This is a genomic window from Pandoraea pneumonica, from assembly GCF_049918595.1.
Classification (GTDB): Bacteria; Pseudomonadota; Gammaproteobacteria; order Burkholderiales; family Burkholderiaceae; genus Pandoraea; species Pandoraea pneumonica_A.
The window spans coordinates 762,689-784,870 of the sequence record NZ_JBNCRZ010000002.1 but is presented as its reverse complement, the minus strand read 5'-3'; the positions used below and the strand labels follow the sequence as shown (position 1 = coordinate 784,870).

At 62.4% G+C, this 22,182-nt stretch carries 21 protein-coding genes; 6 read left to right on the top strand and 15 right to left on the bottom strand.

What is annotated here, in order from left to right:
- Nucleotides 1-129 precede the first annotated feature (129 nt).
- The 8 genes from ACPWR9_RS10050 to ACPWR9_RS10015 all read right to left on the bottom strand — a co-directional run bounded on the left by ACPWR9_RS10050 (nucleotide 130) and on the right by ACPWR9_RS10015 (nucleotide 7,636).
- Nucleotides 130-1,359, bottom strand: a complete 1,230-nt coding sequence (locus ACPWR9_RS10050) for a porin (protein ID WP_426297093.1) — start codon at nucleotides 1,357-1,359, stop codon at nucleotides 130-132.
- 99 nt (nucleotides 1,360-1,458) lie between these two features.
- A complete protein-coding gene (locus ACPWR9_RS10045; RefSeq protein WP_426297094.1) occupies nucleotides 1,459-2,364 on the bottom strand; it encodes a dihydrodipicolinate synthase family protein in 906 nt (301 codons plus the stop codon).
- A gap of 72 nt (nucleotides 2,365-2,436) precedes the next feature.
- The gene (locus ACPWR9_RS10040; RefSeq protein ID WP_426297095.1) at nucleotides 2,437-3,375 is read right to left on the bottom strand and encodes an alpha/beta hydrolase; all 939 of its coding nucleotides are present in this window, start codon (nucleotides 3,373-3,375) and stop codon (nucleotides 2,437-2,439) included.
- Nucleotides 3,375-4,136, bottom strand: coding sequence for an ABC transporter ATP-binding protein (locus ACPWR9_RS10035; protein WP_217426930.1), 762 nt, complete (start codon nucleotides 4,134-4,136; stop codon nucleotides 3,375-3,377). The genes ACPWR9_RS10040 and ACPWR9_RS10035 overlap by 1 nt, the downstream gene beginning before the upstream one ends.
- An 86-nt stretch (nucleotides 4,137-4,222) precedes the next feature.
- Nucleotides 4,223-4,966, bottom strand: coding sequence for an ABC transporter permease (locus ACPWR9_RS10030; RefSeq protein ID WP_150677949.1), 744 nt, complete (start codon nucleotides 4,964-4,966; stop codon nucleotides 4,223-4,225).
- 28 nt (nucleotides 4,967-4,994) lie between these two features.
- Entirely contained in the window at nucleotides 4,995-5,540 is a 546-nt protein-coding gene (locus tag ACPWR9_RS10025; RefSeq protein WP_426297096.1) for a VOC family protein, read from the bottom strand.
- A gap of 76 nt (nucleotides 5,541-5,616) precedes the next feature.
- Complete coding sequence (locus tag ACPWR9_RS10020; RefSeq protein WP_426297097.1) at nucleotides 5,617-6,642, bottom strand: ABC transporter substrate-binding protein; 1,026 nt, start codon at nucleotides 6,640-6,642, stop codon at nucleotides 5,617-5,619.
- Nucleotides 6,643-6,679: 37 nt separating this feature from the next.
- On the bottom strand, nucleotides 6,680-7,636 hold the full coding sequence (locus ACPWR9_RS10015; protein ID WP_150677946.1) for a fumarylacetoacetate hydrolase family protein: 957 nt from the start codon (nucleotides 7,634-7,636) through the stop codon (nucleotides 6,680-6,682).
- A 159-nt stretch (nucleotides 7,637-7,795) separates the two neighbouring features.
- Between ACPWR9_RS10015 and ACPWR9_RS10010 the strand changes: the two genes are divergently transcribed.
- Nucleotides 7,796-8,779, top strand: a complete 984-nt coding sequence (locus tag ACPWR9_RS10010) for a 2-hydroxyacid dehydrogenase (RefSeq protein WP_426297098.1) — start codon at nucleotides 7,796-7,798, stop codon at nucleotides 8,777-8,779.
- Nucleotides 8,780-8,927: 148 nt separating this feature from the next.
- On the opposite strand, the gene ACPWR9_RS10005 is transcribed toward ACPWR9_RS10010, so the two are convergent.
- From ACPWR9_RS10005 to ACPWR9_RS09995, 3 genes are all read right to left on the bottom strand, one after another.
- Complete coding sequence (locus tag ACPWR9_RS10005; protein ID WP_426297099.1) at nucleotides 8,928-10,730, bottom strand: hypothetical protein; 1,803 nt, start codon at nucleotides 10,728-10,730, stop codon at nucleotides 8,928-8,930.
- A 72-nt stretch (nucleotides 10,731-10,802) separates the two neighbouring features.
- On the bottom strand, nucleotides 10,803-11,852 hold the full coding sequence (locus ACPWR9_RS10000; protein WP_150677943.1) for a porin: 1,050 nt from the start codon (nucleotides 11,850-11,852) through the stop codon (nucleotides 10,803-10,805).
- A 246-nt stretch (nucleotides 11,853-12,098) separates the two neighbouring features.
- On the bottom strand, nucleotides 12,099-12,566 hold the full coding sequence (locus ACPWR9_RS09995) for a VOC family protein (RefSeq protein WP_246182371.1): 468 nt from the start codon (nucleotides 12,564-12,566) through the stop codon (nucleotides 12,099-12,101).
- A 277-nt stretch (nucleotides 12,567-12,843) separates the two neighbouring features.
- Here ACPWR9_RS09995 and ACPWR9_RS09990 point away from each other — a divergent pair, with 277 nt between their 5' ends.
- The 5 genes from ACPWR9_RS09990 to ACPWR9_RS09970 all read left to right on the top strand — a co-directional run bounded on the left by ACPWR9_RS09990 (nucleotide 12,844) and on the right by ACPWR9_RS09970 (nucleotide 17,320).
- A complete protein-coding gene (locus tag ACPWR9_RS09990; protein ID WP_426297100.1) occupies nucleotides 12,844-13,494 on the top strand; it encodes a GntR family transcriptional regulator in 651 nt (216 codons plus the stop codon).
- A 301-nt stretch (nucleotides 13,495-13,795) separates the two neighbouring features.
- Nucleotides 13,796-14,296: an inclusion body family protein gene (locus ACPWR9_RS09985; RefSeq protein ID WP_150677940.1), complete on the top strand. Its 501-nt coding sequence runs from the start codon at nucleotides 13,796-13,798 to the stop codon at nucleotides 14,294-14,296.
- 69 nt (nucleotides 14,297-14,365) lie between these two features.
- A complete protein-coding gene (locus ACPWR9_RS09980) occupies nucleotides 14,366-14,863 on the top strand; it encodes an AidA/PixA family protein (protein WP_426297101.1) in 498 nt (165 codons plus the stop codon).
- Between the two features lie 229 nt (nucleotides 14,864-15,092).
- Entirely contained in the window at nucleotides 15,093-16,319 is a 1,227-nt protein-coding gene (locus ACPWR9_RS09975; protein ID WP_426297102.1) for an amidohydrolase family protein, read from the top strand.
- A 161-nt stretch (nucleotides 16,320-16,480) separates the two neighbouring features.
- Nucleotides 16,481-17,320 carry a bifunctional allantoicase/(S)-ureidoglycine aminohydrolase gene (locus ACPWR9_RS09970; protein ID WP_150677937.1) on the top strand — a complete coding sequence of 280 codons (840 nt, stop codon included), beginning with the start codon at nucleotides 16,481-16,483 and terminating at the stop codon, nucleotides 17,318-17,320.
- A gap of 100 nt (nucleotides 17,321-17,420) precedes the next feature.
- On the opposite strand, the gene ACPWR9_RS09965 is transcribed toward ACPWR9_RS09970, so the two are convergent.
- From ACPWR9_RS09965 to ACPWR9_RS09950, 4 genes are all read right to left on the bottom strand, one after another.
- Nucleotides 17,421-18,311 (bottom strand): LysR substrate-binding domain-containing protein, encoded by an 891-nt coding sequence (locus tag ACPWR9_RS09965; protein ID WP_150677936.1) that lies wholly within the window; start codon nucleotides 18,309-18,311, stop codon nucleotides 17,421-17,423.
- A gap of 118 nt (nucleotides 18,312-18,429) precedes the next feature.
- A complete protein-coding gene (gene ggt, locus ACPWR9_RS09960; RefSeq protein WP_426297977.1) occupies nucleotides 18,430-20,112 on the bottom strand; it encodes a gamma-glutamyltransferase in 1,683 nt (560 codons plus the stop codon).
- 186 nt (nucleotides 20,113-20,298) lie between these two features.
- Entirely contained in the window at nucleotides 20,299-20,835 is a 537-nt protein-coding gene (locus ACPWR9_RS09955) for a DUF1097 domain-containing protein (protein WP_150677935.1), read from the bottom strand.
- A 28-nt stretch (nucleotides 20,836-20,863) separates the two neighbouring features.
- Complete coding sequence (locus tag ACPWR9_RS09950) at nucleotides 20,864-22,135, bottom strand: amidohydrolase family protein (RefSeq protein ID WP_426297103.1); 1,272 nt, start codon at nucleotides 22,133-22,135, stop codon at nucleotides 20,864-20,866.
- Nucleotides 22,136-22,182: the final 47 nt, after the last annotated feature.

Below are 22,182 nucleotides of genomic sequence, written 5' to 3'. Positions count from 1 at the left end.
TGAAATTCGCGCACTACCGTGATGGCAAGTCTAGTCAGCCGTTTTCGCTCTGTACAATCAACAAATCGTCGGTGGGTATGGGGTTTGGGAATAGCTGACGTCAGCCGTTTTTGCGCGTAAAACCCGCGCTCAAAAACTGTGTTCGATGCCCACGCCCACGCCCCGGTAATGCACGCCCGGTGGCGCATTTCCCCCGTTGCCGGAGATCGGGCGCGGCGAGAATCCATAGCTGCCCCACGCACGGTTAATTACTTGGTAATACGCGACATAGACGTCTGTGCGTTTCGAGAAGTCATAGCGATAGCCAAGGTTCATTTGCGTCGCACCCAGCGCGTCGGTACTGCACGCCACACCGCCCGTGCGCGAACACGAGCCATTCATCGCGTAGCCCCCGCCTATCCACACGGAATGGCGCCCGCCGCCGAACCAGTGCTGCACCATCGCGTAGACGGCGTCGCGCCGATAACGACTTAGGTTGCCCAAAGTGCCGTCGTCGGTGCGATACGTCAGGCGGTCCCAGCCCGCGACCCATTTCGTTCCCGCGTACGTGAACGTGATGAGCACCTTGTGCGCGTCGTCGCTCGACCCGGTCGCCTTTGAACCCGCATTGGATGGGTTGCCCGATGCCGGTGCGCCCAACCATGCCAAGCCGAAGTAGTCCTTGTGCAACTCGTAGGCATAGCGCACACGCAGCGGTCCGTTCAGGTATTCGAGACCTGCGCCGAATACCTGCGGGGAGATGTCCCCTGCTGGTGTTGCCACTTTCCCATTCGATGGCGAGTACGAGAACCGCAGATGCAAGCCCGCCCAATCTGGCGTCCAGTACTGAATGCTGTTGCCTTGGCGGCGGTTGAACGTCGCGTCGGCCGACGTGTTGGTGCGCCCGGAAAGCGAGGTCGTGTTCGGCACGTTGAACCCGGGGTTGCTCAGAATCGTGCTCAGGTCCCCCGTGTACGGATTACGCACGGGCGAACCGACCGACAGCGTGGACCATTGGTACGGCGTATCCCAGTTGCCCAGAAACACCGTGCCGAATGGCCCTGCCAACCCCACGTTCGTGTTGCGGCCTGCAATGGCGACGCCCGACTGCTTGCCGTCGATGGACACCGGCGTCTCGATCTGCCAGATCGCAGAATACCCATCGCCGAGGTCTTCCTTACCGCGCATGCCGAAGTACGAAATGCTCGACAGCATGCGCGTGCTGGTCGCCTCACCCACGTTGATCGGGCCAGCCGGGGCCTGCGTCGGACGCGGGGTCCCGGCGGGCACGTGGCGTCCGCTCACGCTGACCCAATCGGTCATAGGTGTGAGCAAGCCGTAAATTTGCACTTGCGCGTGCGACATCTCGTACGCGCTCATGCCAAGCACGACACCCAGTACGCGTGCCCCAGCGCGCCGAGCCACCGCGCGCCGACGCCCATGTCCACTTTGATACCGCAACGCGCCGCGCATGACCGATCAGCCCGGCAACGCGAAACCGCACGCCGCGAGCTGTGCGTGCAGTGCCGCGTGTTGTGCCTCGCTCAGCGGCGAGAGCGGCGGACGTAGTTGCTCCCATGCCGCATCGTCGCGTTGCGATGCCAGCACCGCCTTGAGCGCCGGAATCATCGGGAACGACTGCACGACACTGCGCACCGCATCGGCCTGTGCTTGCAACGCGGGGCCGTTTTCATCCGACCAGTCGCGACACAGTTGTCCGATCACTGCGGGATTGATATTCACCGTTGCGGAAATACAGCCCTTTGCCCCCTTCGCCGAGGCGCGCGACACGAGCGACTCCGAAGCGGGGAAGATGCCGAAGCCCGGGAATGCATCGAGCATCGCGCTCAGGTTCTGCCAATCGCCCGAACTATCTTTAATACCGACGACGGTGTCAGGGAAGTCGCGAATCAATCGCTCGATCACAGGTAGCGTGATCGGCACGCCCGACAACGCGGGGATGTGATAGAGGTACAGCCGCAGGCGAGCGTCGGCCACCGCGTCGATCACACGCGCGTAGTAGCTATACAGCCCGTCGTCGGTAATGCCTTTGTAGAAGAACGGCGGCAGCATCAGCACACCTGCGCAGCCGCGCTCGACGGCGTGACGTGTGAGCGCTACCGTCTCGGGCAACGAGCAGCAACCGGTACCCGGCAGCATGCGGCGCGTGTCCAACCCCGCGTCGATCAGATGATCGAGCAAGGCGATACGCTCTTGCGTGCCCAATGAGTTCGCTTCGCTATTCGTGCCGAACGGTGCCAGACCGACGCCGTGAGACAGCAGCCATTCGCAATGCGCGAGAAAACGGGGGGCATCCGGCGTCAAATCCGCGTGAAACGGCGTGACGACGGGCGCAAACGCCCCGGTCAATGCTTGATCGACCATGACAGTTCCTTGGAGGTAGGGAGAGAGGTGTTGCGCTGCCTGAGCGTTCAGCTCAGGCAGACGCGGACCGCATCAAGGCGATGGGTTGAGTTCGTGCAGGAATTGCAGGATTTCGCGACCGAGGGCGTCGTCCCCCGTGTCGATATGGGCAACCACCGACGTGTGGTTGTGATCGCGCACCTGCACCAGACGCGGCGCGCGTTTGTCGCGTTGCGACACGCGATGACAAAACTCGAGCGCGTACGTGTCGAGATGGGGATTCTCGAATTCGGCGATGACGACCAGCGCAGGCACTGGCAGCGCATCGGCATGCGCCATGGGCGCGTCCGCCTCATAACGCGCTGCATCCGCACCGTAATAGGCCACCACACCGGGCGCATTCGGATTGTCGGGCAACACGTCTGCACGCAGGCGCGCACTGATCAGCACAGTACCCGCCACTTCCGGCGTGGCAGGACGCAGCCGCGGATCGCACAAATAGCTGGCTACATGCGAGCCGCCCGCCGAATGCCCGATGAGCAGAATGCGCGACAAGTCGGCACCGCCCGGCCCCGCGTACTCGCCGATGTGCTGACGCACCCAACGCATCGCATCTGCCACATCTTGCGCACCGCCCGGGAATGCCGCTTCCGGTGCCAGCCGGTATTCCACGTTCACGGCGATGCAACCGTGACGCGCGAAGTAGCGCGGCACGTTGCCATAAATCTGCGCGTTGGCGTTCATGTCCCCGCGCACGAATCCGCCACCATGCACGAAGACGACGATCGGCATCGGCGCATCGGGTAGCGGATTGGGCCGGTACACGTCGAGCCGGTGCCGTGCGTGCGCACCGTAAGCGAGATCACGCACCACGTCATAGCCGTCGGTGTTCGACTTCGCAAGCAGCGGCGTGTACGCGTCGAGTACAGCGCGCCGCCCGGCGCCAATGTCGTTCGCCCACACCGGCCCGAGCGCGCGCATCAACTCACGCACCACTTGCCAGTCAGTCGCAGCAGACGTTACCGGCGGCATCAATACACTCCCATCAGCTGCGAAAGCTGGGCGATATACCCGGCGTAGCGCGGATGCTGCTTGATCGTCTGCGGTGCGCGCGGGCGCGGCAGGTCGATCGTCACTTCTTCGACGATCTTGCCCGGGCGTGCCGACATCACGATCACGCGATCCGACAGGAACACGGCTTCTTCGATGCTGTGCGTGACCAGCAACACCGTCTGCCGATGTTCTTGCCAGATGCGCAGCAACTCGACGTTCAGGTTGTCGCGCGTCAGGGCATCGAGTGCACCGAACGGCTCGTCCATCAGCAAGACCTTCGGCTCCAAGGCGAGAATCTGACCGATCGACGCGCGTTGACGCATGCCGCCCGACAACTCGTGCGGATGATGGTCAGCGAACTGCGACAGACCGAGCATGTCGAGCAGCGCCGCCACACGCGGCTCGCTCTTTTCCTTGGGAATCTTGCGCAGGCTCGTACCGAGCAACAGGTTCTGACGCACGGTCAGCCACGGCAGCATATTGCTCGTCTGGAACACCACGCCGATCTCCGGCACCGGACGCGACACGCGCTGCCCCGCCACGCGAATCTCGCCGCCGTCGTGCGGCACCAGCCCGGCGACAATGCGCAACAACGTGCTCTTGCCGCAACCGCTCGCGCCAAGAATCGACACGAACTCCTGATCGGCAATCGACAACGACACGTCGTCGAGAATCTTCACCGGTGCCGACTTGCGCGCCTTGCCCGCGAAGGTTTTGTCGATGTGGCGAATCTCAATCATCGCATCGCCGGTCTGGGCCGACGGTGCGCGCTCGGTGCTTGCCGAGTGGGCGGCCTGCGCCGCCGTGTGCAGTTTCGTCACGGTATTCATACGTTGATTCCTCGCCACCAAACCATGCGCGCGAGGCGCTCGATTCCCCAGTACAGCACCACGGCCAACAGCGTCACCATCAGGATGGCTGCGAACATCACATCGGTGCGAGCCGCCGCCGATGCGAACACGATCAAGTGCCCAAGCCCTTCTTCCGAGCCGATGAACTCGCCGACGATGGCACCGATCACCGCGAGCGGCATGGCGATCTTCAGACCGTCGGCAAACGCGGGCAGCGCCGCCGGCAGGTAGAGCCGCCAGAAGGTGTCCCACGGGCTGGCGCCCAGCGCACGGAAGTGCTCGTCGAGGTTGCGTGCCACCGACGCCAGCCCCCCCATGGTGGCCACCACCACCGGGAAGAAGGCGAACAGGAACGTGGACGCGAGCTTGGACGCGAAGCCATAGCCAAACCACACGATCATGAGCGGTGCGAGCGCGATCTTCGGCATGCTTTGCAGCGCCGTGACCAACGGGTACAGCGTGCGGCGCGCGAAGGCGCTGTAGCTGATGACCACGCCAATTAGCAAGCCACCGGCGACTGCGGCCACGAAGCCCGTAAGCACTTCAACCGTCGTGACCCACGTGTCGGACAGCATCTGCGGATGCACTTCCCAAGCGGCGCGAAAGATCGCTGACGGCGGCGGCATCAGGTACGACTGCACCTTGAAGTACGACACGGCCAGTTCCCACAGGGCGAGCAGTACGCCCCAAAATACGATCGTCTGTGCGATGCGTTTCATGTGATGTCTCCTCCAGATTGCCGGCGCGTTATGCTTTGCCGCCCGACTTATCCTTGACCATCCCCGGCGGGGGCGGCACCACGAAACGCTCGAAGCGGAACCGGTCGAAGCTCTCGATGTTGCGCTCCCACACTTTCGCTTCGTACGGATGCTCGGCGTCGATCTGCGTCATCTCGCAATACAACTCGACGTTGTTGCCATCCGGATCTTTGAACACGAGGAAGTAATTCGCGCCCGGGCCGTGGCGGCCAATGCCGCGCACGATCTCGACGTTGTGCGCACGCAGCACGTCGACCGCTTTCTCCATCTCGTCCACACTCTCGACGAGGTACGAGAAGTGCTCCATGCCCGGACGGCTGTAACGCGGCAGATCGTCGATGTCGGGCGAGTTCTTCGGAATTTGCGAGAGCGCCAGATCGTGGTGATCGGTGCCGGCACGCAGGAACACCATCTGATCGTCGATCCAGTCGGATACGGTCAGGCCCAGCACTTCGGTGTAGAACTTCACCGATTTCTGGATATCGCGCACGACCAGCACCAGATGGCCGAGACGCTTGGGTTTGAGGCTTGTCATCTCCACTCCTTGCTTTGCTTCTATTCGGGGGCTTGCGAGGGGTATTACGTAACTTCGCGAGGATTACCGGGGTGCCTCACTCGACGAACTGGTTGGTATAGATATCCGTCGCCTTGAGCGTCGCGGGCAAGTTGAAGGCTTCGCGCACGAACTTCGCGGTTGCCTCCATACGCGGCACGGGCAGCCAGCCGAGTTTGTGACCCTTGGTCTCCGCGTCGCCCTCAAGACCGTTGATCTGCTTGACCTGTTCGAGCATCACCTGCTTGTCGAGCATCGGGTATTGCGAGGCGATGACGGCCGCCGACTCTTCCGGATGCTCACGCAGCCAGGCGTAGCCGCGATACGTCGCCTGCACGAAGCGGCGCACGACGTCGGGCTTCTGCTTGATCATCGTCTCGGTGGTCACGAGACCGTTGCCGACCATATCGAGCCCGAAATCACGGTAGCGCAACATACCGATCTCGCGGCCCTGCTTCGCCGCAAGCGAGCGCAGCACCGGCAGGTTCGCGCCTTCCCAGCATTCGGTCAGATCGACGCGGCCTTGCAGGAACGACGGGTTGATGGTCGACGGATCGAGGCGCAGCAACTTCACCGACGTGGGCGGCAGGCCATTGGCCTTGAGCCATGCCGGAACGATGTTTTGCAACGGCGATGCCCCGCCGCCGCCCATCGTCAGACCCTTGAGGTCGGCCGGTTTGGTAATGGTGCGTCCCGGCTTGACGAGGTAGCAGATGGCGCCGGGCCACGCCACGTTGACCGAGCCGACCATGACCGTCTTGCCGCCCTGCGCGCGATTGAGCATCACGCTGATCGGGTCGCCATAGCCGAAATCGAACAAGCCCTGATCGACTTCGTTGACGGTGCGTTGCCCGCCGTGACCGACCACAGCCGAGACGTCGAGCCCGGCTTCCCGGTAAAAGCCCTTATTGATGGCGACCAGCACGCCGCCGGTACTGCCCTGCGGCAGCCACGAGAGGTTGAACTTCACTTTCTCCTGCGCGGCGACGGGGGTCGCCCACAGGGCGCTCACGCCCACAGCTCCGATGCTTCCGACACATGCGAGCGCCGTCCACCAGCGCTTAGCCCACTGCCACTGCTGCATTGCTGCCTCCTCCTGGCCGCCGCTCGAGCGGCCTTTTTTATTGACGCTGTGCCACGACGCGGTTCTCGATGGCGCCAATGCCCTCGATACCCGCCACCATCACGTCACCCGCCTTGAGATACACGCCACGTCCCATGCCCACGCCGGTCGGCGTGCCCGTGGCGATCAGGTCGCCGGGCTTGAGCGTAAGGATGCCTGACAGGTAAGCGATCTGCTCCGCAATGTTGAAGATCATCCCTGCCGTCGTGTCGTCCTGCATCGACTCGCCGTTGACCGACAGTGTCATGCGCAGGTTCTGGGGATCGCGAATGACGTCGCGCGGCACAAACCACGGCCCCAGAGGTGCGAAGGTATCGAAACTCTTGCCGCGAAACCAGTCGTGCGTAAACGGATAGTCGGTGCGGCGGTTGAGATCTCGGGCGCTCACGTCGTTAATCACCGTGTAACCGGCGATCCACTCGTGGGCTTGCTCCACCGAGATGTGGCGGCCCGGACGGCCAATCACCACGGCCAGTTCGACCTCCCAGTCGACGCGCTCGGCATGCGGGGGCAGCACCACGTCGGTGTTGGTGGCGGTCACGCTCGTCTCGGCTTTCATGAACATGTACGGCGAGCTTTCGCTGCGCGGCGCGAGCTTCGTGCCCATTTCCGCGGCATGTTCGTAATAGTTCGAGGCCGTCGCGAAGATGCGGCCCGGCTGATACGGCACGCACAAGCGGTACTGGTTTGTCTCCAGCGCGCCGACCTTGCTCACGACACCGGCGTCGAGCGCCTGACGTACGGCCGTCATCACGGTCTCGCCATGGACATACCAGTCGGAGAGCAGCGCCGTCAGATCCTGCGCAGCCAGCAGGCCGTCGTCGTTGCCCGCGCCCGTGTGGCGCAGCACAGCTTCCAGATCGTAAAGACGGCCATGTTGCACCAGCGCCGTACGGCGATCGGCGCCCGCACCCGGGGCCAGCGATTCATAAGTTGCGATACCAAACCAAGTCACGCCTATCTCCTTGTCTTCTTACTTAGATTCGATGTCCTTAACACACATCGGTTGTCTTTCTTGTTGCTCTATGAACATACAATACATAGCATATGTATACATGGCAAATGATTTGTATTTTATTTTTCAATCCTTCACTACGTAGCGATTAAGGCACCCATGACCGATGCTCCCCTGATGCTCAATCTCATCGCGCTGGCCCCGCAGGCACGTGCGCAACTGCTCGCGGCTGGCGTGCGCTTGCACGACCTCGACGTGCGCCGACCGTCGATCGAACCGGTCGATTTGGCGGCCCTCGCATCGGCCCGCCTGGTGCTCACTAACGGCACCACCGGCCTCACGGCCGCGCAGATGCAAGCCATGCCGAAGCTCGAACTCGTTTGCGCGTTCGGTGCCGGGTTCGAGAACATCGACGTGGCCGCTGCCACACAACGCGGCATTGCTGTCGGGCACGCCCCCAACACGAACGGCGAGACCGTGGCCGATCACGCGCTGGCGCTGATGCTTGCTGTTTCGCGCGGACTGGTGACGCTCGACCGCGCCGTCAAGGCCGGTGGCTGGGAATCACACCGAGCCCCGCGCCCGACGCTCAATGGCGCGCGGCTCGGCATCGTGGGCCTTGGCAACATCGGTCAGGCCATCGCGCTGCGCGCGGCGGGCTTCGGCATGTCGATCGGCTATCACACGCGCTCGGCACGCACGGACTGTGCGTGGCAGCACTACGGCAACGTCGGCGAGCTTGCGCGCGATAGCGACTTCCTCGTACTGGCTTGCCCCGGAGGCCCGGCGACGCACCATCTGGTGAACCGCGACGTACTCGCGCAACTTGGCCGCAAGGGCTTTCTCGTGAACGTGGCGCGCGGCAGCGTGGTCGATACCGTGGCGCTGATCGAAGCGCTGTGCGACGGCGTGATTGCCGGTGCCGCGCTCGATGTGTACGAGACCGAACCCGAAGTACCGTCCGCGCTGCGCATGCTCGAAAACGTGGTGCTCACGCCGCACGTGTCCGGCCGCTCGCCTGCGGCGTTACAAGCCCAGATCGATGTCCTGCTCGGCAACGTGCGCGCCCATCTCGCCGGCTCGCCGTTACCCGCTGCCGTGAACGCCATCGTTCCCGTTCACAGCAACAAAACGTTCGGATAAAAAAAGAAGCGGGCAACCGGGAGACCATCGGAGGTTGCCCGCCTCAACACTTCACTTTGGAGGCCCTGTGAAGTCGTCAGCGGTGGAGGCACGCATTGCCGGTCTTCGCCGGTGCGTGCCCCACGTCACGCTAAATCGCACGTAAGACTTATCGTGCAGGCCAAGGCTTTGCGGGGGCACCCATCACCGGCTCGCCCAGCAGCGGGCTCGACAGCGCGTAGGCACCGTTCTCGGTGAAGGCCCACATGATGTTGCGGTCGTACTCGGTGTACATCGCGAACACACCCTTACCCAGCGTGTAGACCGGCAGTTCGGTCTCGTCGGCCAGGCCCGGCACGAAGTAACCGGCGATGGTCGGCTTGGCCGGATCCTTCACGTCGAAAATCTGCACGCCTGCGCTGTAGAACGAATACGGCACGATGCCCTGACGCCACGTGCCCGGCTGCCCGATCGAGTTCGAGCGCTTCGGACCGTAGTTGCCGCCACGCTGGCAGAAACTGGTGAACGGCGCGCCTTCGGGAATTGCCGGCTCCGGCAGCTTGGCCGCGACCTTCATCTTGGCCGGGTTACGCGCGTCGACCACGAAGATGTCCTTGTACGGCTCGTAGCAGTCGCGGTTCATCGGGTAGCCGCTCGTGAGCACGTAGCCGGTGCGCTCGTATTGGCTCACGTCGGCGTTGTCGTACTCGGTACCGGCAAAGCTCGGCGGCGTGTTGACATTGCCCATCACCTTCGGGTGTGCCGGGTCGGAAAGATCGAACGACCACAGCCCCAAACCGCCCATCGCGCCGAAGCCCACCTTGCCGCCCTTCTCCAGCGGCTTGGGCAAGAAGATCGGCATACGCGAACCCATCCACGACGTGCGGTTGCCTGCGCGTGCGTTCTGGAGGTACGCCTGCTCATGTTCCGTGTTGCCGAGAATCTGGCCCGGGACCGAAATCTGCGAGACGAACTTCGGGTTGGCAGGGTCCGACATGTCCCACACCTGATAGCCCGGCGAGTACAGATAGTTCGGGTATTCGGTGAGCGCGTAGCTGTCGTCCGGCGCGGCCGACAAGATCATGTACTTGCCGCCGTAGAACTCCGGCGAGTCGAGCGAACCCGAGCCACGCTGTTCGCCGACGGGGGCGTTAGGGCGCGTGTAATCGGTGGTGCGCGTAGCAATCAGCTTCCAGTCGGACGGCAGCGGGCCGTCCATCTCGAACACCTTGAAGCCCTTCAGATCGTTGTAGTTACGCTGTGCGGCAACCTTATCCGGTTGCTTCGACTTGTCCGTCATCAGGCCGTAGCGGCCAATTTCGAACGACGCCACGAGGATCGGCTTGCCGAGCTTCTTGCTCCAGACGATGGTCGCGCCGCCCAGATAGTCGTGCACGTTGTTCGGGTCGAACTTCTCGCTCGATCCCTTCGGGCCCCACACGCCACCCTTCGAAAACACGACCTTGCCGTTGGCCGGGTCGGTCACGTCCATGATGCGCAGGTAGTCGCGGTCGTGGATGTACAGATAGCGCTTGCCGTTGAAGTCGGCGATGTTGTTCCATGCGTGGAACGGCGAGTCGACGCCCGGATAGAAGGCGAGCACCTTCACGTTCTTGGTGTAGCTCTTCTTATCCCAGTACGGCAGTTCGCCCGGGAATTTCTGGCCCGTGTGCACTTCCGGCGTGGCCTTCGGCCAGATGAACTTGCCAGTGGCCGGGTCCATGCCGTAGTCGACGCCGGGCTTGAGCGGCTTGGGCGAACGATCGGGCGTGAGGCTCAACCATCCCGCCAGATACGGGTCTTTGACGTTCGGCGTGCCGGGCGTGCCCGTGGGTTGCGCTTCGGGTTGTGCGGCGGATGCGGCAGCAGGTGCGGCTTCCGGTGCAGAAGCGTGAGCGGCCAGCGTCATCGTCAGCGCAGCGAGTACCGCCGTGGCGGTGAGCGATACGCCGAGTGTGGGCTTGCGAAACATGTCTTCCTCCTTCGTTTCAAAGTCTTCTCGCCAGCACATCGCGTGCCGGCGGCGTGGATTCAGGTAGTGCGATCAGAAGGCGTGCCGGATACCCAGTTGCAGACCGGACGGGTTCTGGTTGCCCAGCGGCGTGACCTGGAACGTGACCGGGTAATGCACGGTGGTGTCGTTGCTGTGCTGAATGTGGGCAAACGTCGCGTAAAGCGTGGTGCGCTTGGACATGCCGTACATGTAGCCGATCACGAAGCCATTGGCGTTCGAGAGCGCCTTGTTGTCGTCGTCCTGACGGTGGACAAAGCTCGCGTAGAAGCGATGGCGATCGGTCAGTGCGTAACGCACACCGGCTTGCACGTCCCAGCCGCGCACGTTGAATGCGACATACGGCGGGTAGGCGTAGTAGCCGTTGTACGTGTGATAGATCAAGGTCGGCTCGACGCTGCCCCACTTGTACGTCGCAGCAAAGTAGTTATCGCGCGACGAATGGATCTGGCTCGCCGAGTAGATGTCGCGGGTGTATTGCAACTCGCTCACGGCACCCAGGAAAACACCGCCGTTGCGGTATTCGAGCGCGGCCGACAGGAAGCGCCCGGCACGCGTGGTATCGCCCACGCCCGTGGTGGCCATGAAGCGCGCCGTCAGGCCGTAAAAGGTCGGCGATTTGTACTGAATGGAGTTGTCGACGCGGTACGACGCGTAGAAGAACTCCATGTTGTTGACCATACTGAAGTCGGCCGCCCAGCTCGGGTCGGCGTAGCCTGCGATCCAGTACGACGGCGTGAATTGACGGCCCAGCGAAATTTCACCCCACGGGCCTTTCAGGCCGACAAACGACTGACGCGCCTGTGCCGACTGCGTACCGTTGTTCGCCGAGAACATCGGCTCGTAGGTGAAGAAGGCGCGATTGCCGCCGCCCAGTTCTTCGAAGCCGCTCAAATTGAAGCGAGAGTTGTTCAAGCCGCCGCTCGACATGCGCGTGACCTTGCCGCCATTCGCGCCCGATTGCCACAACTGCTCGATGTTCAAGTCCACAAAACCCGAGAGCGTGACGCCTCCGGATGCTTGCGCGTAGGCGCCCCCCTGCATTGCGCCCAGTAGCAATGCACATAACACTCGCTTCTTCATGCCGTCTCCTGAGAATTCTCGTTTTATTTGCGGCGCCCCTTGCTGGGTGTCTGCCGCTCGCCCGTTGTATGTATACAATCTTTCGAATGATTATACATAGCAAAGAAATTGAATTTCTACCGCTATTTGCTTATACAAACGGGCTATTTTTTTATAGCGGGTTACCCCTGATATGCGATGGCCGCCGCCGGCACGCGATGGCCGGCGGGGAGATTGCGCCCCGGTAATGGCGGCGCGCGGTGCGAATCAAAGCCCCTTGCGGTCGGCTTGCAGACCTTCGTGGCGCAGCTTGGGCGCGTCGTCCTTGCCCGTGCCGTCTTTCGAGGCGCCGCCCCAGCCGTGCGCGGTGACGTCGAAGATCACGCCGTTCGGGTCGAAGAACTTCACTTCGTAGAAGATGTTGCTCTTCACCGGCACTTCGCCCATGTAGTAACGCCCGCCTGCGGCCTCGATCTTCGCGCGCGCGGCTTCGACGTCTTCCACCCAAATGCCCATGTGGTGCAGACCCACGAACTCGCGGCCACGGTCGCCCGCCGCTTCGTCGTTCTTGTAGTTGAGCAGCGCGAGGTTAATGACGCCGTCGGACAGGTACACGCCACGGGCGAGCGACGAGTCGGTTTCGCCAACCTTCTTAAAGTCGAACGCCTGCATATAGAACTCGGCCGCCTTCCACGGATCGGGTACGGAAAGCGCGATATGACGCAGTTTGGCCATGATGGAATGTCTCCTTCTGATGGATAGGTCACAGCTGTGACGAAATGGGGTTTGCCGAATGCCAGCAAACTCACATGTATACTATCTCAGCAAATTGCATCCCAAAATGCATTTTTGAATACAACAACATCACAACCCCCAACAAATACCCCCGCCGTTCCCTTGGAATGCGGCGTCAGGCCACAAATCCGGGAAAAAATACCCTTATAATCCGCATGTATACAATCCGAGCCAACTCAAGAAAAAAATGCACGTCCACGGAGCGAGATAACTAACCATGGCCGAAACCATTGCCGCACGAATCTGCCGGGAGCTGACCGACGAGATCATCGACGGTCGTCTGCCGCCAGGACGCAAGCTGGAAGAAGTTGTGCTGGCCGAGCGCTTCAAGGCTTCGCGCACGCCGATTCGCGAAGCGCTGCGCGAGCTCAACGCCCGCGGCCTGATCGAACTCACGCCGCACAAGGGCGGCGTCGTCGCAAGCATCAGCGTCGACGATCTGTCCGACATGCTCGAAGCGATGTGCGAACTCGACGCGCTGTGCTGCCGCCTGAGCGCCCAACGCATGAGCGCCATGCAGAAGAAACAGCTGGAAATGCTGCACGTCCAAAGCAAGCAATGCATGGATGCCGGTGACGAAGCCGGTTATCTGGCGCTGAACCGCGAGTTTCACCAGTTGCTCAGCGCCGGTACGCAGAACAAGACGCTCATGGCCCTCATCGACAGTCATCGCGAACGGCTGGCCCCGTTCCGGGCCGCGCAATCCGACGTCGAAGAACGTTTCACCGTGTCATTCGACGAGCACGATAAAGTGGTCGAAGCAGTGCTCGCGTCAGATGCTGAAGGCGCCTATAACGCCATGCGCAGCCACACCGCACGGTTGAGCATTCATGTGCTCGACCGCCTGCAACACAGCCGCAAGCCGTAATTCCTCCTCAATACCCGCCCGGGCCCTACAGGTAGTACAGGTCCGGGCGGCGTCGTTTCAATCCGCCGTTTTGTAGTTTTTGACGGACTGCCTCCCACGACTCGCGAAGCCAACGTTCTCCACGTACTACTCGCAAACGTCGCCTATGAGTTACAGCGCAGTGCAACGCCGATAGGTTGTCGCGCCCCTTCACGCCTTCTAGCTTCCACAAATGAAACGCGAGGCATCGCTTTTGCCGCGCGTCGTGCCCGTCGTCATTCGGACTGACGGCATCTCGCTCTGCCCTTTTGTGGAGATTCAAATGTCTGAAGTTACTGATGTACTCGTCGCAATCGACACCAAGGCGGTTCTCGATCGGTATGGCAGGAACAGCAGCATGTCTAACCCGCCGTTGATCGACGCCAAGCACGTGTTCATGATCGTCACGCAGAAGAACGTGGTGAGCGGCCAAGCGGGTGGCGAACTCGATGTCGCCGCACGCATCGGCGACGTGATTCGCTGGCGCGAGAACTCCCTCTCGCTGGGCTTCGAAGAGTCGTGCATCTTCTACAAATTCGTCAGCAGCCAGGTCAAGTTGATCTCCGACCCGTCGCCGCGCGAGGCCGAAGTCAAGATTCCCGTGCCCAACCCGGACGACCCGTCCCATCCGAAGAAACAACAGGTCTCGAACTACTTCTGGTCTTGCGAAACGCTCAAGACGGGCCGTGTGACGTATCACTTCCAGTTCCAGATTCTCGATCGCAGCGGCAATCTCTGCGGCTGCTATCAATGGGATCCGTTTATCAGCATCCGTAACGACTGAGTCCCATCAGGCGGCGATCCACCGCCCGGTGGATCGCGAGCCTCCACACCGCACGGCAAGGAAGCCACCATGTCCAAAGACCAGCCGCCTCATTCGTGTGAGCCAAGCGCCACCGGTGTCTCGGTATTGCTCGTCATCGATACCGCTGCGCTTCTCGCCGGGGAGTCCGAGGCCACTTGTTGTTACGCCCTGTGCACGGGGATGGATTCACTGCTGACTCGCAACGACGGACAACTCCATCTGAACGCCCTGCCCGGCGAACAGGTGCGTGTCAGGTGGTCGCCGACCGCCCTGCGCGGCGAGCAGGCCGTACTGCTCACCTTGCAGTTGGCCAGCGACGATGTGCTGACGAATCTAACGCTGCAAACCAACCCGGACGCCACCGTGCGCGTGCCGCAGATGGAAGACCCCGCCACGCTTGACGAACAACCTGCCCACGACGCCTTCTGGCAACTCGACGTCGCCGCCGAAGGTAGCGTGGAATTGACGCTTCAGGCGATCGTGACGGACCGCGACGCCGGAGTCGTCGGCACGTTCGATTGGCCGTTGAGTCTTGTGGTCGCCTGAGATGGTCGGCCGAGACGTCCGAGCATCGCTCAGCTATTTAGAAATCGAATGCTGTCCATTCTGATATTTAATTTGTCGATGTTCGGTCCGTTCGCTATCTTGTAAGTCTTTCCCCGCAGTTCATTACCCCACGAGACCCCGCGGCGCGATTGCGCCAATTCTAGCCAACGCTATCCGACTGGAAGGCAGGCAGCGCCAGCGAGGCCCCGGGCAGCACAGAGGCCCCTCAATGACTCACCGTGTTTTCGTTGGCGCCGTTGGTGCCGACGGCCAACCCCTCCACCTCGCCACGCGCGACGGACGCTTCACCTACGTCGGCCCTCAGGCACCGGAAACCCACGGCGCGCAAGTCATCGATCTGCAAGGCAAGCTGGTCTTGCCCGGTTTTGTCGACGGCCATATTCACCTCGATAAGAGCTTCCTCGGCGACCGCTGGCGCCCGCATCGCCCCGCCGCGACGTTGCGCGAGCGATTGGCTGCGGAAAAAGAGGAAATCGCTGCTGCCGCGCCGATGACGCAACGTGCCGACGCCCTCATGCGTCAATGCGTCGCGTTCGGCACCGTGGCCATGCGTTGCCACGTGGATGTCGATGCGAGCACGAATCTCACCCACCTGCATGCCGTGATGGCCATGCGCGACCAATGGCGCGATCTGCTCGATATCGAGCTCGTGGCATTTCCGCAGGCAGGCGTCATGACATGCCCCGGCACGGCAGACGTGCTTGAAGCCGCCGTGCGCGAAGGCGTGCAAGTGGTCGGCGGCATCGACCCGACCACGCTCGACGGCGACGCGCAAGGGCAACTGAGCGTGGTGTTCGGCATTGCCGAGAAGCACGGCACGAAGATCGATATTCATCTGCACGAACCCGGCGAAACGGGGCTCGCGCAATTGCACCGCATCGCGGCACGTACGCAGGCCGCTGGTTTGCAGGGCCGCGTGTCGGTGAGCCACGCTTACGGGCTGGGCGATATCGGCCTCGCAGAACTTGACGTCATCGCGCGTGCGCTGGCCGATGCCGGTGTCTCGATCATGACGAACGCCCCCGGCGATCGCGCGTTCCCGCCGATTCTGCGACTGCGCGAAGCCGGCGTGCGTGTGTTCACCGGCAACGACAATATTCAGGACAGCTGGTGGCCGTATGGCAACGGCGACATGCTGCAACGCGCGATGCTCATCGGCTATCGCTCGGGCTTCTATACCGACGACCACCTGCAAGTCGCGCTCGACATGGCAACGCATGCCGCCGCCGCTGTGATTGGCAAAACCGATTACGGCCTGCGCGAAGGCAACGAAGCGAGCTTCGTCGTGTTCGATGCGCCGAACGGCGCCGCTGCGGTGGCGGCTGCCCCGGCAGCGCGCGCGGTGATTCGTCACGGACGTTACTGGGGCGGCCCGGCGCAGCTTGCGCTCGACCCCGCCCTGTTGAAGGACACAGCAGGGTCCACCCCGACCTGACTGTCATGCGCGATGCCGGGCCTGCGCGAGGTCACGGCGTCGCTAGCGTTCGTCGCGCCGAGGTGAAGCCCGCTGTGCGCGCCCCCAAGCGCAGCGTGTAACCCCGGCAATGAAAGGCGAACGATGGGGAGAAAAACTAGCGTCATCAGGAGTCACTAGCAATGTCGAAGACAACGTATTACGCGCCGCACGGCGGGCATCCGGCACAAACGGAACTGCTCACCGACCGCGCCATGTTCACCGAAGCGTACGCCGTCATCCCGAAGGGTGTGATGCGCGACATCGTGACGAGCCACCTGCCGTTCTGGGACAACACGCGTCTGTGGGTGCTGGCCCGTCCGCTCTCGGGTTTCGCCGAGACGTTCGCGCAATACATCATGGAAGTGGGCGCCGGCGGCGGTAGCGACAAGCCGGAGCAAGACGACAAGGCCGAAGGCGTGCTGTTCGTCGTCGAAGGTGAAATCACCGTCACGATTCAAGGCAAGGCCAACAAGCTGACGCCGGGCGGCTACGCGTTCATCCCGCCCGCCACCGACTGGCAAGTGCGCAACCAGAGCCAGAGCACGGCGCGTTTCCACTGGGTTCGCAAGCACTATCAAGCCGTGGAAGGCCTGCCGTATCCGGAGCCGTTCGTGAAGAACGAGCAGGACGTGGAACCGATCCCGATGCCGGGCACCGATGGCCGTTGGGTCACCACGCGCTTCGTCGACATTCAGGACATGCGCCACGACATGCACGTGAACATCGTGACGTTCCAGCCTGGCGGCGTGATTCCGTTCGCCGAGACGCACGTGATGGAACACGGCCTGTATGTGCTCGAAGGCAAGGCCGTCTACCGTCTGAATCAAGACTGGGTGGAAGTCGAAGCCGGTGACTTCATGTGGCTGCGCGCGTTCTGCCCGCAAGCTTGCTACGCAGGCGGCCCCGGCCCGTTCCGTTACCTGCTGTACAAAGACGTCAATCGTCACATGAACCTGACGCTGGGCGCACAGCCGCGCTAAGCATCGCACGGCATCACGTGTCCGAGCGTTAGCTTCGATGCAAAAAGCCGGTCGGCAATCTGCCGCACCGGCTTTTTTTATGACCTGACAAAACGCAGCGTCACTTCGCTGAGCGCGTCTTCGATTCCAGCATACCGACCAGCACCTTCGCCAAGGCTTTGACCATCGGGTCGGCCGTCGGTCGATGAAAGATCGCCAGCTCGAACGTATCGACCACCGGCAACCCCTGTGCGCGCCCCAACACGACATGGCCCGGCAACACCGCACGCGGCGGCACCAGACTGATGCCCATGCCGTCGGCCACCGCCCCCTGAATACCGCTCAGGCTTGAACTTGTGAAGCTGATGCGCCAGTTGCGCCCCATCGCTTCGAGCGCATTGATCATGTCGTCGCGATAGAGGCCGCGTGTGGGAAACGTGACGAGCGGCACAGGGTCGAGGGCAAACGAGGGATGTGTTGCGCTGTCGATCCACGCGAGCTTTTCGGGTCGGCAAGCTACCGATTCACGGCTGTTGCGCCGCTGCTTGACCAGCACGAGGTCCAGTTCGCCATGATCGTAGCTGCCGAGCAAGTCGCGGCTCAAACCACTCGTGACTTCGAGTTTGACTTGCGGATACTGCCGGTTGAAGCCCGCGAGCACCTGCGTCGTCGCGCCCGTGGCGAAATCCTCAGGCACACCCAGACGCACCGTTACCGCCACCACTGCGCCGGAAAGCGCTTCGAACATCTGATCGTTAAGCGCCAGAATCTGACGGGCATAGCCGAGCAGCATCTCACCGGCATCGGTGGCGTGCACTTCGCGATTGCCCCGGTCGAGCAACTTGTGTCCAACCATATCTTCGAGCCGCCGCACCTTTTGGCTCACGGTCGATTGTGTCGAGTGAAGGCGCGCGGCCGCTGTGGTGAAACTGCCGCAGTCGGCCACCATGATGATCGAGCGCAACAGATCCAGATCGAAAAGCGGTCGATTCGATTTCGCACTGCCAGCCATAGTCACTATTTGATTTATCGATAGGCAGTCGTTCTTGTATCACGCACTATGAGTGCCCGACAACTGGGGTTTCCGGCGTTGTCGGGCACGTCGTCATACGTTTGTTGATGTCATCAGCTCACACACCCAATGCCCGCCCGTCGCTGCGCGGGTCGTGCGCCCCGCTCATTTGCCCTTGCGCGCTGATGCGAATCGCCCCGGGATGCCCGGCAAGCTGGCTTTGGGGCGGCAAGGGGCTCATTTCGTGGCCGCGGGCGGTCAGCGCCGTGAACACCGCGGCTCCGGCATCCTGTTCGAGCTTGAGACTGTCGCGGCTATCCGAGAATGTTTTGCCCAGCAGGAAGCGCGGGCGGCCGAGGGCGGTCAGCGGGTCCATGCCGTAGTCGATCAACCGCGTCAACACTGCCGCCAGCGTCTGCGGCTGACCATCGGCACCTTGCGTGCCGTACAGCAGGCTCGGACGCCCCTGCTTGAGGTAGATGCCGGGATTGAGCGTGTGGAACGGGCGCTTGCCCGGTCGCAACACGTTCGGACTGCGCTCGTCGAGGCTGAACGATGCGCCACGGTTGTGCCACAGCACCCCGGTGTCACCGAGCACCACGCCGCTGCCCCAGTCGAAATACACCGTTTGCAGCATGCTCACGCAGTTCCCTGCGCTATCCGTCGCGCCGATATACACGGTGTCGCCCGTCTTGTAGACGTGCGGCCACGGCATCGCACGATCCATGCGGATGCTACGTGCGTGCGCGTCGAGCGACGCACTCGATAGCATGCGATCGAGCGGCACGTCGACAAAGTCCGGGTCGGCCACGTAGCGGTTGCGATCGATGAAGGCGAGTTTCACCGCTTCGACCAGCACGTGGTAGTAATCCGCGCTCCCCTCCGGCATCGACGCCAGATCGAAGCGGTTAAGAATGCCCATGATCTCCAGCGTCGTCACCCCTTGTGTGGGCGGACGCAGACCCAGCAATTCGCCGTCGCGATACGCCACACGCAGCGGCACTTCCTCGCGAGCTTGGGTGCGTGCGAGATCGTCCAACGTCAGGGGCGAGCCAACGCGCTTCAGCCCGGCAGCGACACGCGCTGCCAGATCGCCTTCGTAGAACTCGCGCCCGCCGTGCGTTGCAATGCTATCGAGGCTGCGCGCCAGCGCAGGCTGAACAAACGGTTCGCCTGCTTGCGGAATGCGGCCGTTCGGCATGTACACCGAAGCGAAGCCTTCCCAACTCGCCAACTCGTTCGCGCGAAGCGTTTGCCAGAAGTGCTGCGACGGGGTGACGGGGAACCCATTGGCTGCATATTCGGTGGCGCGTGAAAACAACGACGACCACGACTGCTTGCCGCCCCACTGCGTGCGGCCGAACTCGTACGCTTTCTCCCAGATGGCGACGGTCGCAGCCGTCGTCAACGCGGCGCTCGGGCCGCGCACGGGAATTTCTCCCTGATAGGCAGGCAGCTTGGCCGCCGACTGACCGATGCCGGAGAGCGTGCGCACGTTGCCGTCACGGTCGCTGATGACCATGAACGCGTCGCCGCCCAGCCCGGTGAAATGCGGATATGTCACGGCAAGCACCGCGCCGATGGCGATGGCGGCTTCGATGGCATTACCACCGGCTCGCAACACTTCCAGCCCGGCCTCGCTAGCCAATTCATGCGGACTGGTGACCATGCCGCGCGTCGATTGCGCCAAGCGCGGATCGCCACGGGAGGCGGGCACTGCCACCACCGCGTCGGCAACGCCCGCTGCTTCGGCTGTCGCGACAGGTAACACTGCGCTGCTCGCCAGCGCCGCCGTGCTCATCAGAAAATCGCGGCGCGTGGTGCCGCCGTCTTTTGTCGTGCCCAAGTGTGTCGTCGACGGCCCTGTGGCCGCTTTCCCTGCGAACGTCATACTGCCTCCCTGCGTGGTGTTTTCTTGCCGCGAGGCGCGCCCGACACTGGTAAGCGCCCCGCGGCTATCCGCGATGTCATGCACCGCTCAAGTGACTCAGACTTCGGCTTTCCAGCCCTTCCAGTTGCGGTGATGCGTGACTTCCGGTGCCGAGTAGCGCTCCTTCACCCATGCGTAGACCGGGCCGAGCGCATTCATCGCAACGGCCGCACCGAGCGCCGCCATCGGGTCTTGCGGCACCGGGCCGAAGCCGCCGAAGAGCGTGGCGAAATACGTGGCGAAGCCGAAGAACATGCCCGGAATAAAGTTCAGGCCCGGGAACACGCGAGCGAGCGCCATCATCGTGCCGTTGCCGGTGAAGAGAATGACCATCTCGGCGAGCACGAGCGTGTTGCCGGTGAATTGTGTCGAGGCCTGTTTGAAGCCCAGCACGATCAGGAACGCGAAGAACGATCCGACCGGCAGCGTGGCCCAGATGCGTTTGAGATTGACGAAGGTCGGCCCACCCATCGCAAACGTGGCAGCCCAACTGATGAAGATCGCCCACGGCGGCAAGTGCAGCGGCAGCATGGCAATCGGGATGGTCGTGACAGCAAGTAACGAGGCAACAACTTCCGCAGGCAGCTTCTTCATGATTGTCTCCTTGAGTTTTATAGGAACTTCATTGCGCACAACAACATGAATGCCGATGGATCTCGCAGTGATGCTGCGTAACCACCGTAATGCGCCCGCGCTTGATCACCCACGCGCGCGGCGGGATGTCGAGTAGCGCATCGGCAACTTTGAACGTGTCGAGAATGACGAGGTCGGCCTGCTTGCCCACGGCAATGCCGTAGTCGTGCGACAGCCCGATGGCGCGCGCCGCGTTGTGCGTGCCCATGTCGAGAATGGCCTGCTGATGTTCTGGCACGCCGAACTGCGCTACGTGCGCGAGCAGGTTGCCGATGAGCAGCATGTCCGCCTTACCGAACGGCGTGAACGCGTTGCGCACGTTGTTCGACGAGTAGGCCACGTTCACGCCTGCGCTGTGCAGGGCTTTGACGGGTGTGAGGCCGCGGCGCTGGTTCTGTTGATCTTTGCGCCCGCCCAGATAGAGGTCGGTCGCGGGCAGCGTCACGATGCTGATACCCGCAAGGCGGATCTGCTCAATCAGGGGCGTGAGCGCGTCGGCGTCTAGCGCGCCGAGACTTGTGACGTGGCCCAGCGACACGCGGCCCTGATAGCCCGTCTCGATGGTCTTCTGTGCGATGTAGGAGATCGCGGCGAAGCGCTGGTCGCTCGTGTCGTCGGCAAAGTCGGCATGCATGTCGACCGGTGCGTCGAAGCGTTGCGCCAGTTCGAACACGATGTCGATGTGACGCTTGGTGTCTTCCCAGTTCAACTCGTTGTACGGGCAGCCACCGACCACGTCCGCGCCCATGCGCAGCGCATCGATCATCAGCTCGTACGTGCCCTTGGACTTGAGAATGCCTTCTTGCGGAAACGCCACGATCTGCAAGTCGAGCAGGCTGTTGTACTCGTCCTTGAGCGCGAGCAGCGTTTCCACGCCGATCAGGCCCTGAATCAGATCGACGTCGGGGTGCGCGCGCACCGCGACCGTGCCGTGCTTGACTGCCATGTCGAGCACTTGGCGCGAGCGGTCGAGCACGTCCTCGCGCTCCTGCTTGCTCTTGAGAATGCCAGTGACGCGAATGGCCTCGTCGAGTGTGCCGAAACGCGCGGGCAACCGGCGATGCAGCAACGCTTTGTCCAAATGCAGGTGAGACTCGATGAGACCGGGGATCGCGGCGCGTCCTTGCGCGTCGATGATCTCATCGGCCGAGGCGTCGATGCCCGGCTCCAGCGCCACGATGCGCCCGCCTTTGATGGCGATATCCACGAGCGGCGCTTCGTCGCGCACGCACACGTTGTTAATTAGCAAGTCCACATGCATGGTGCCGTCTCCTAGGGTCTCGAATGGTGTCGATGTTGTTGTGTTGA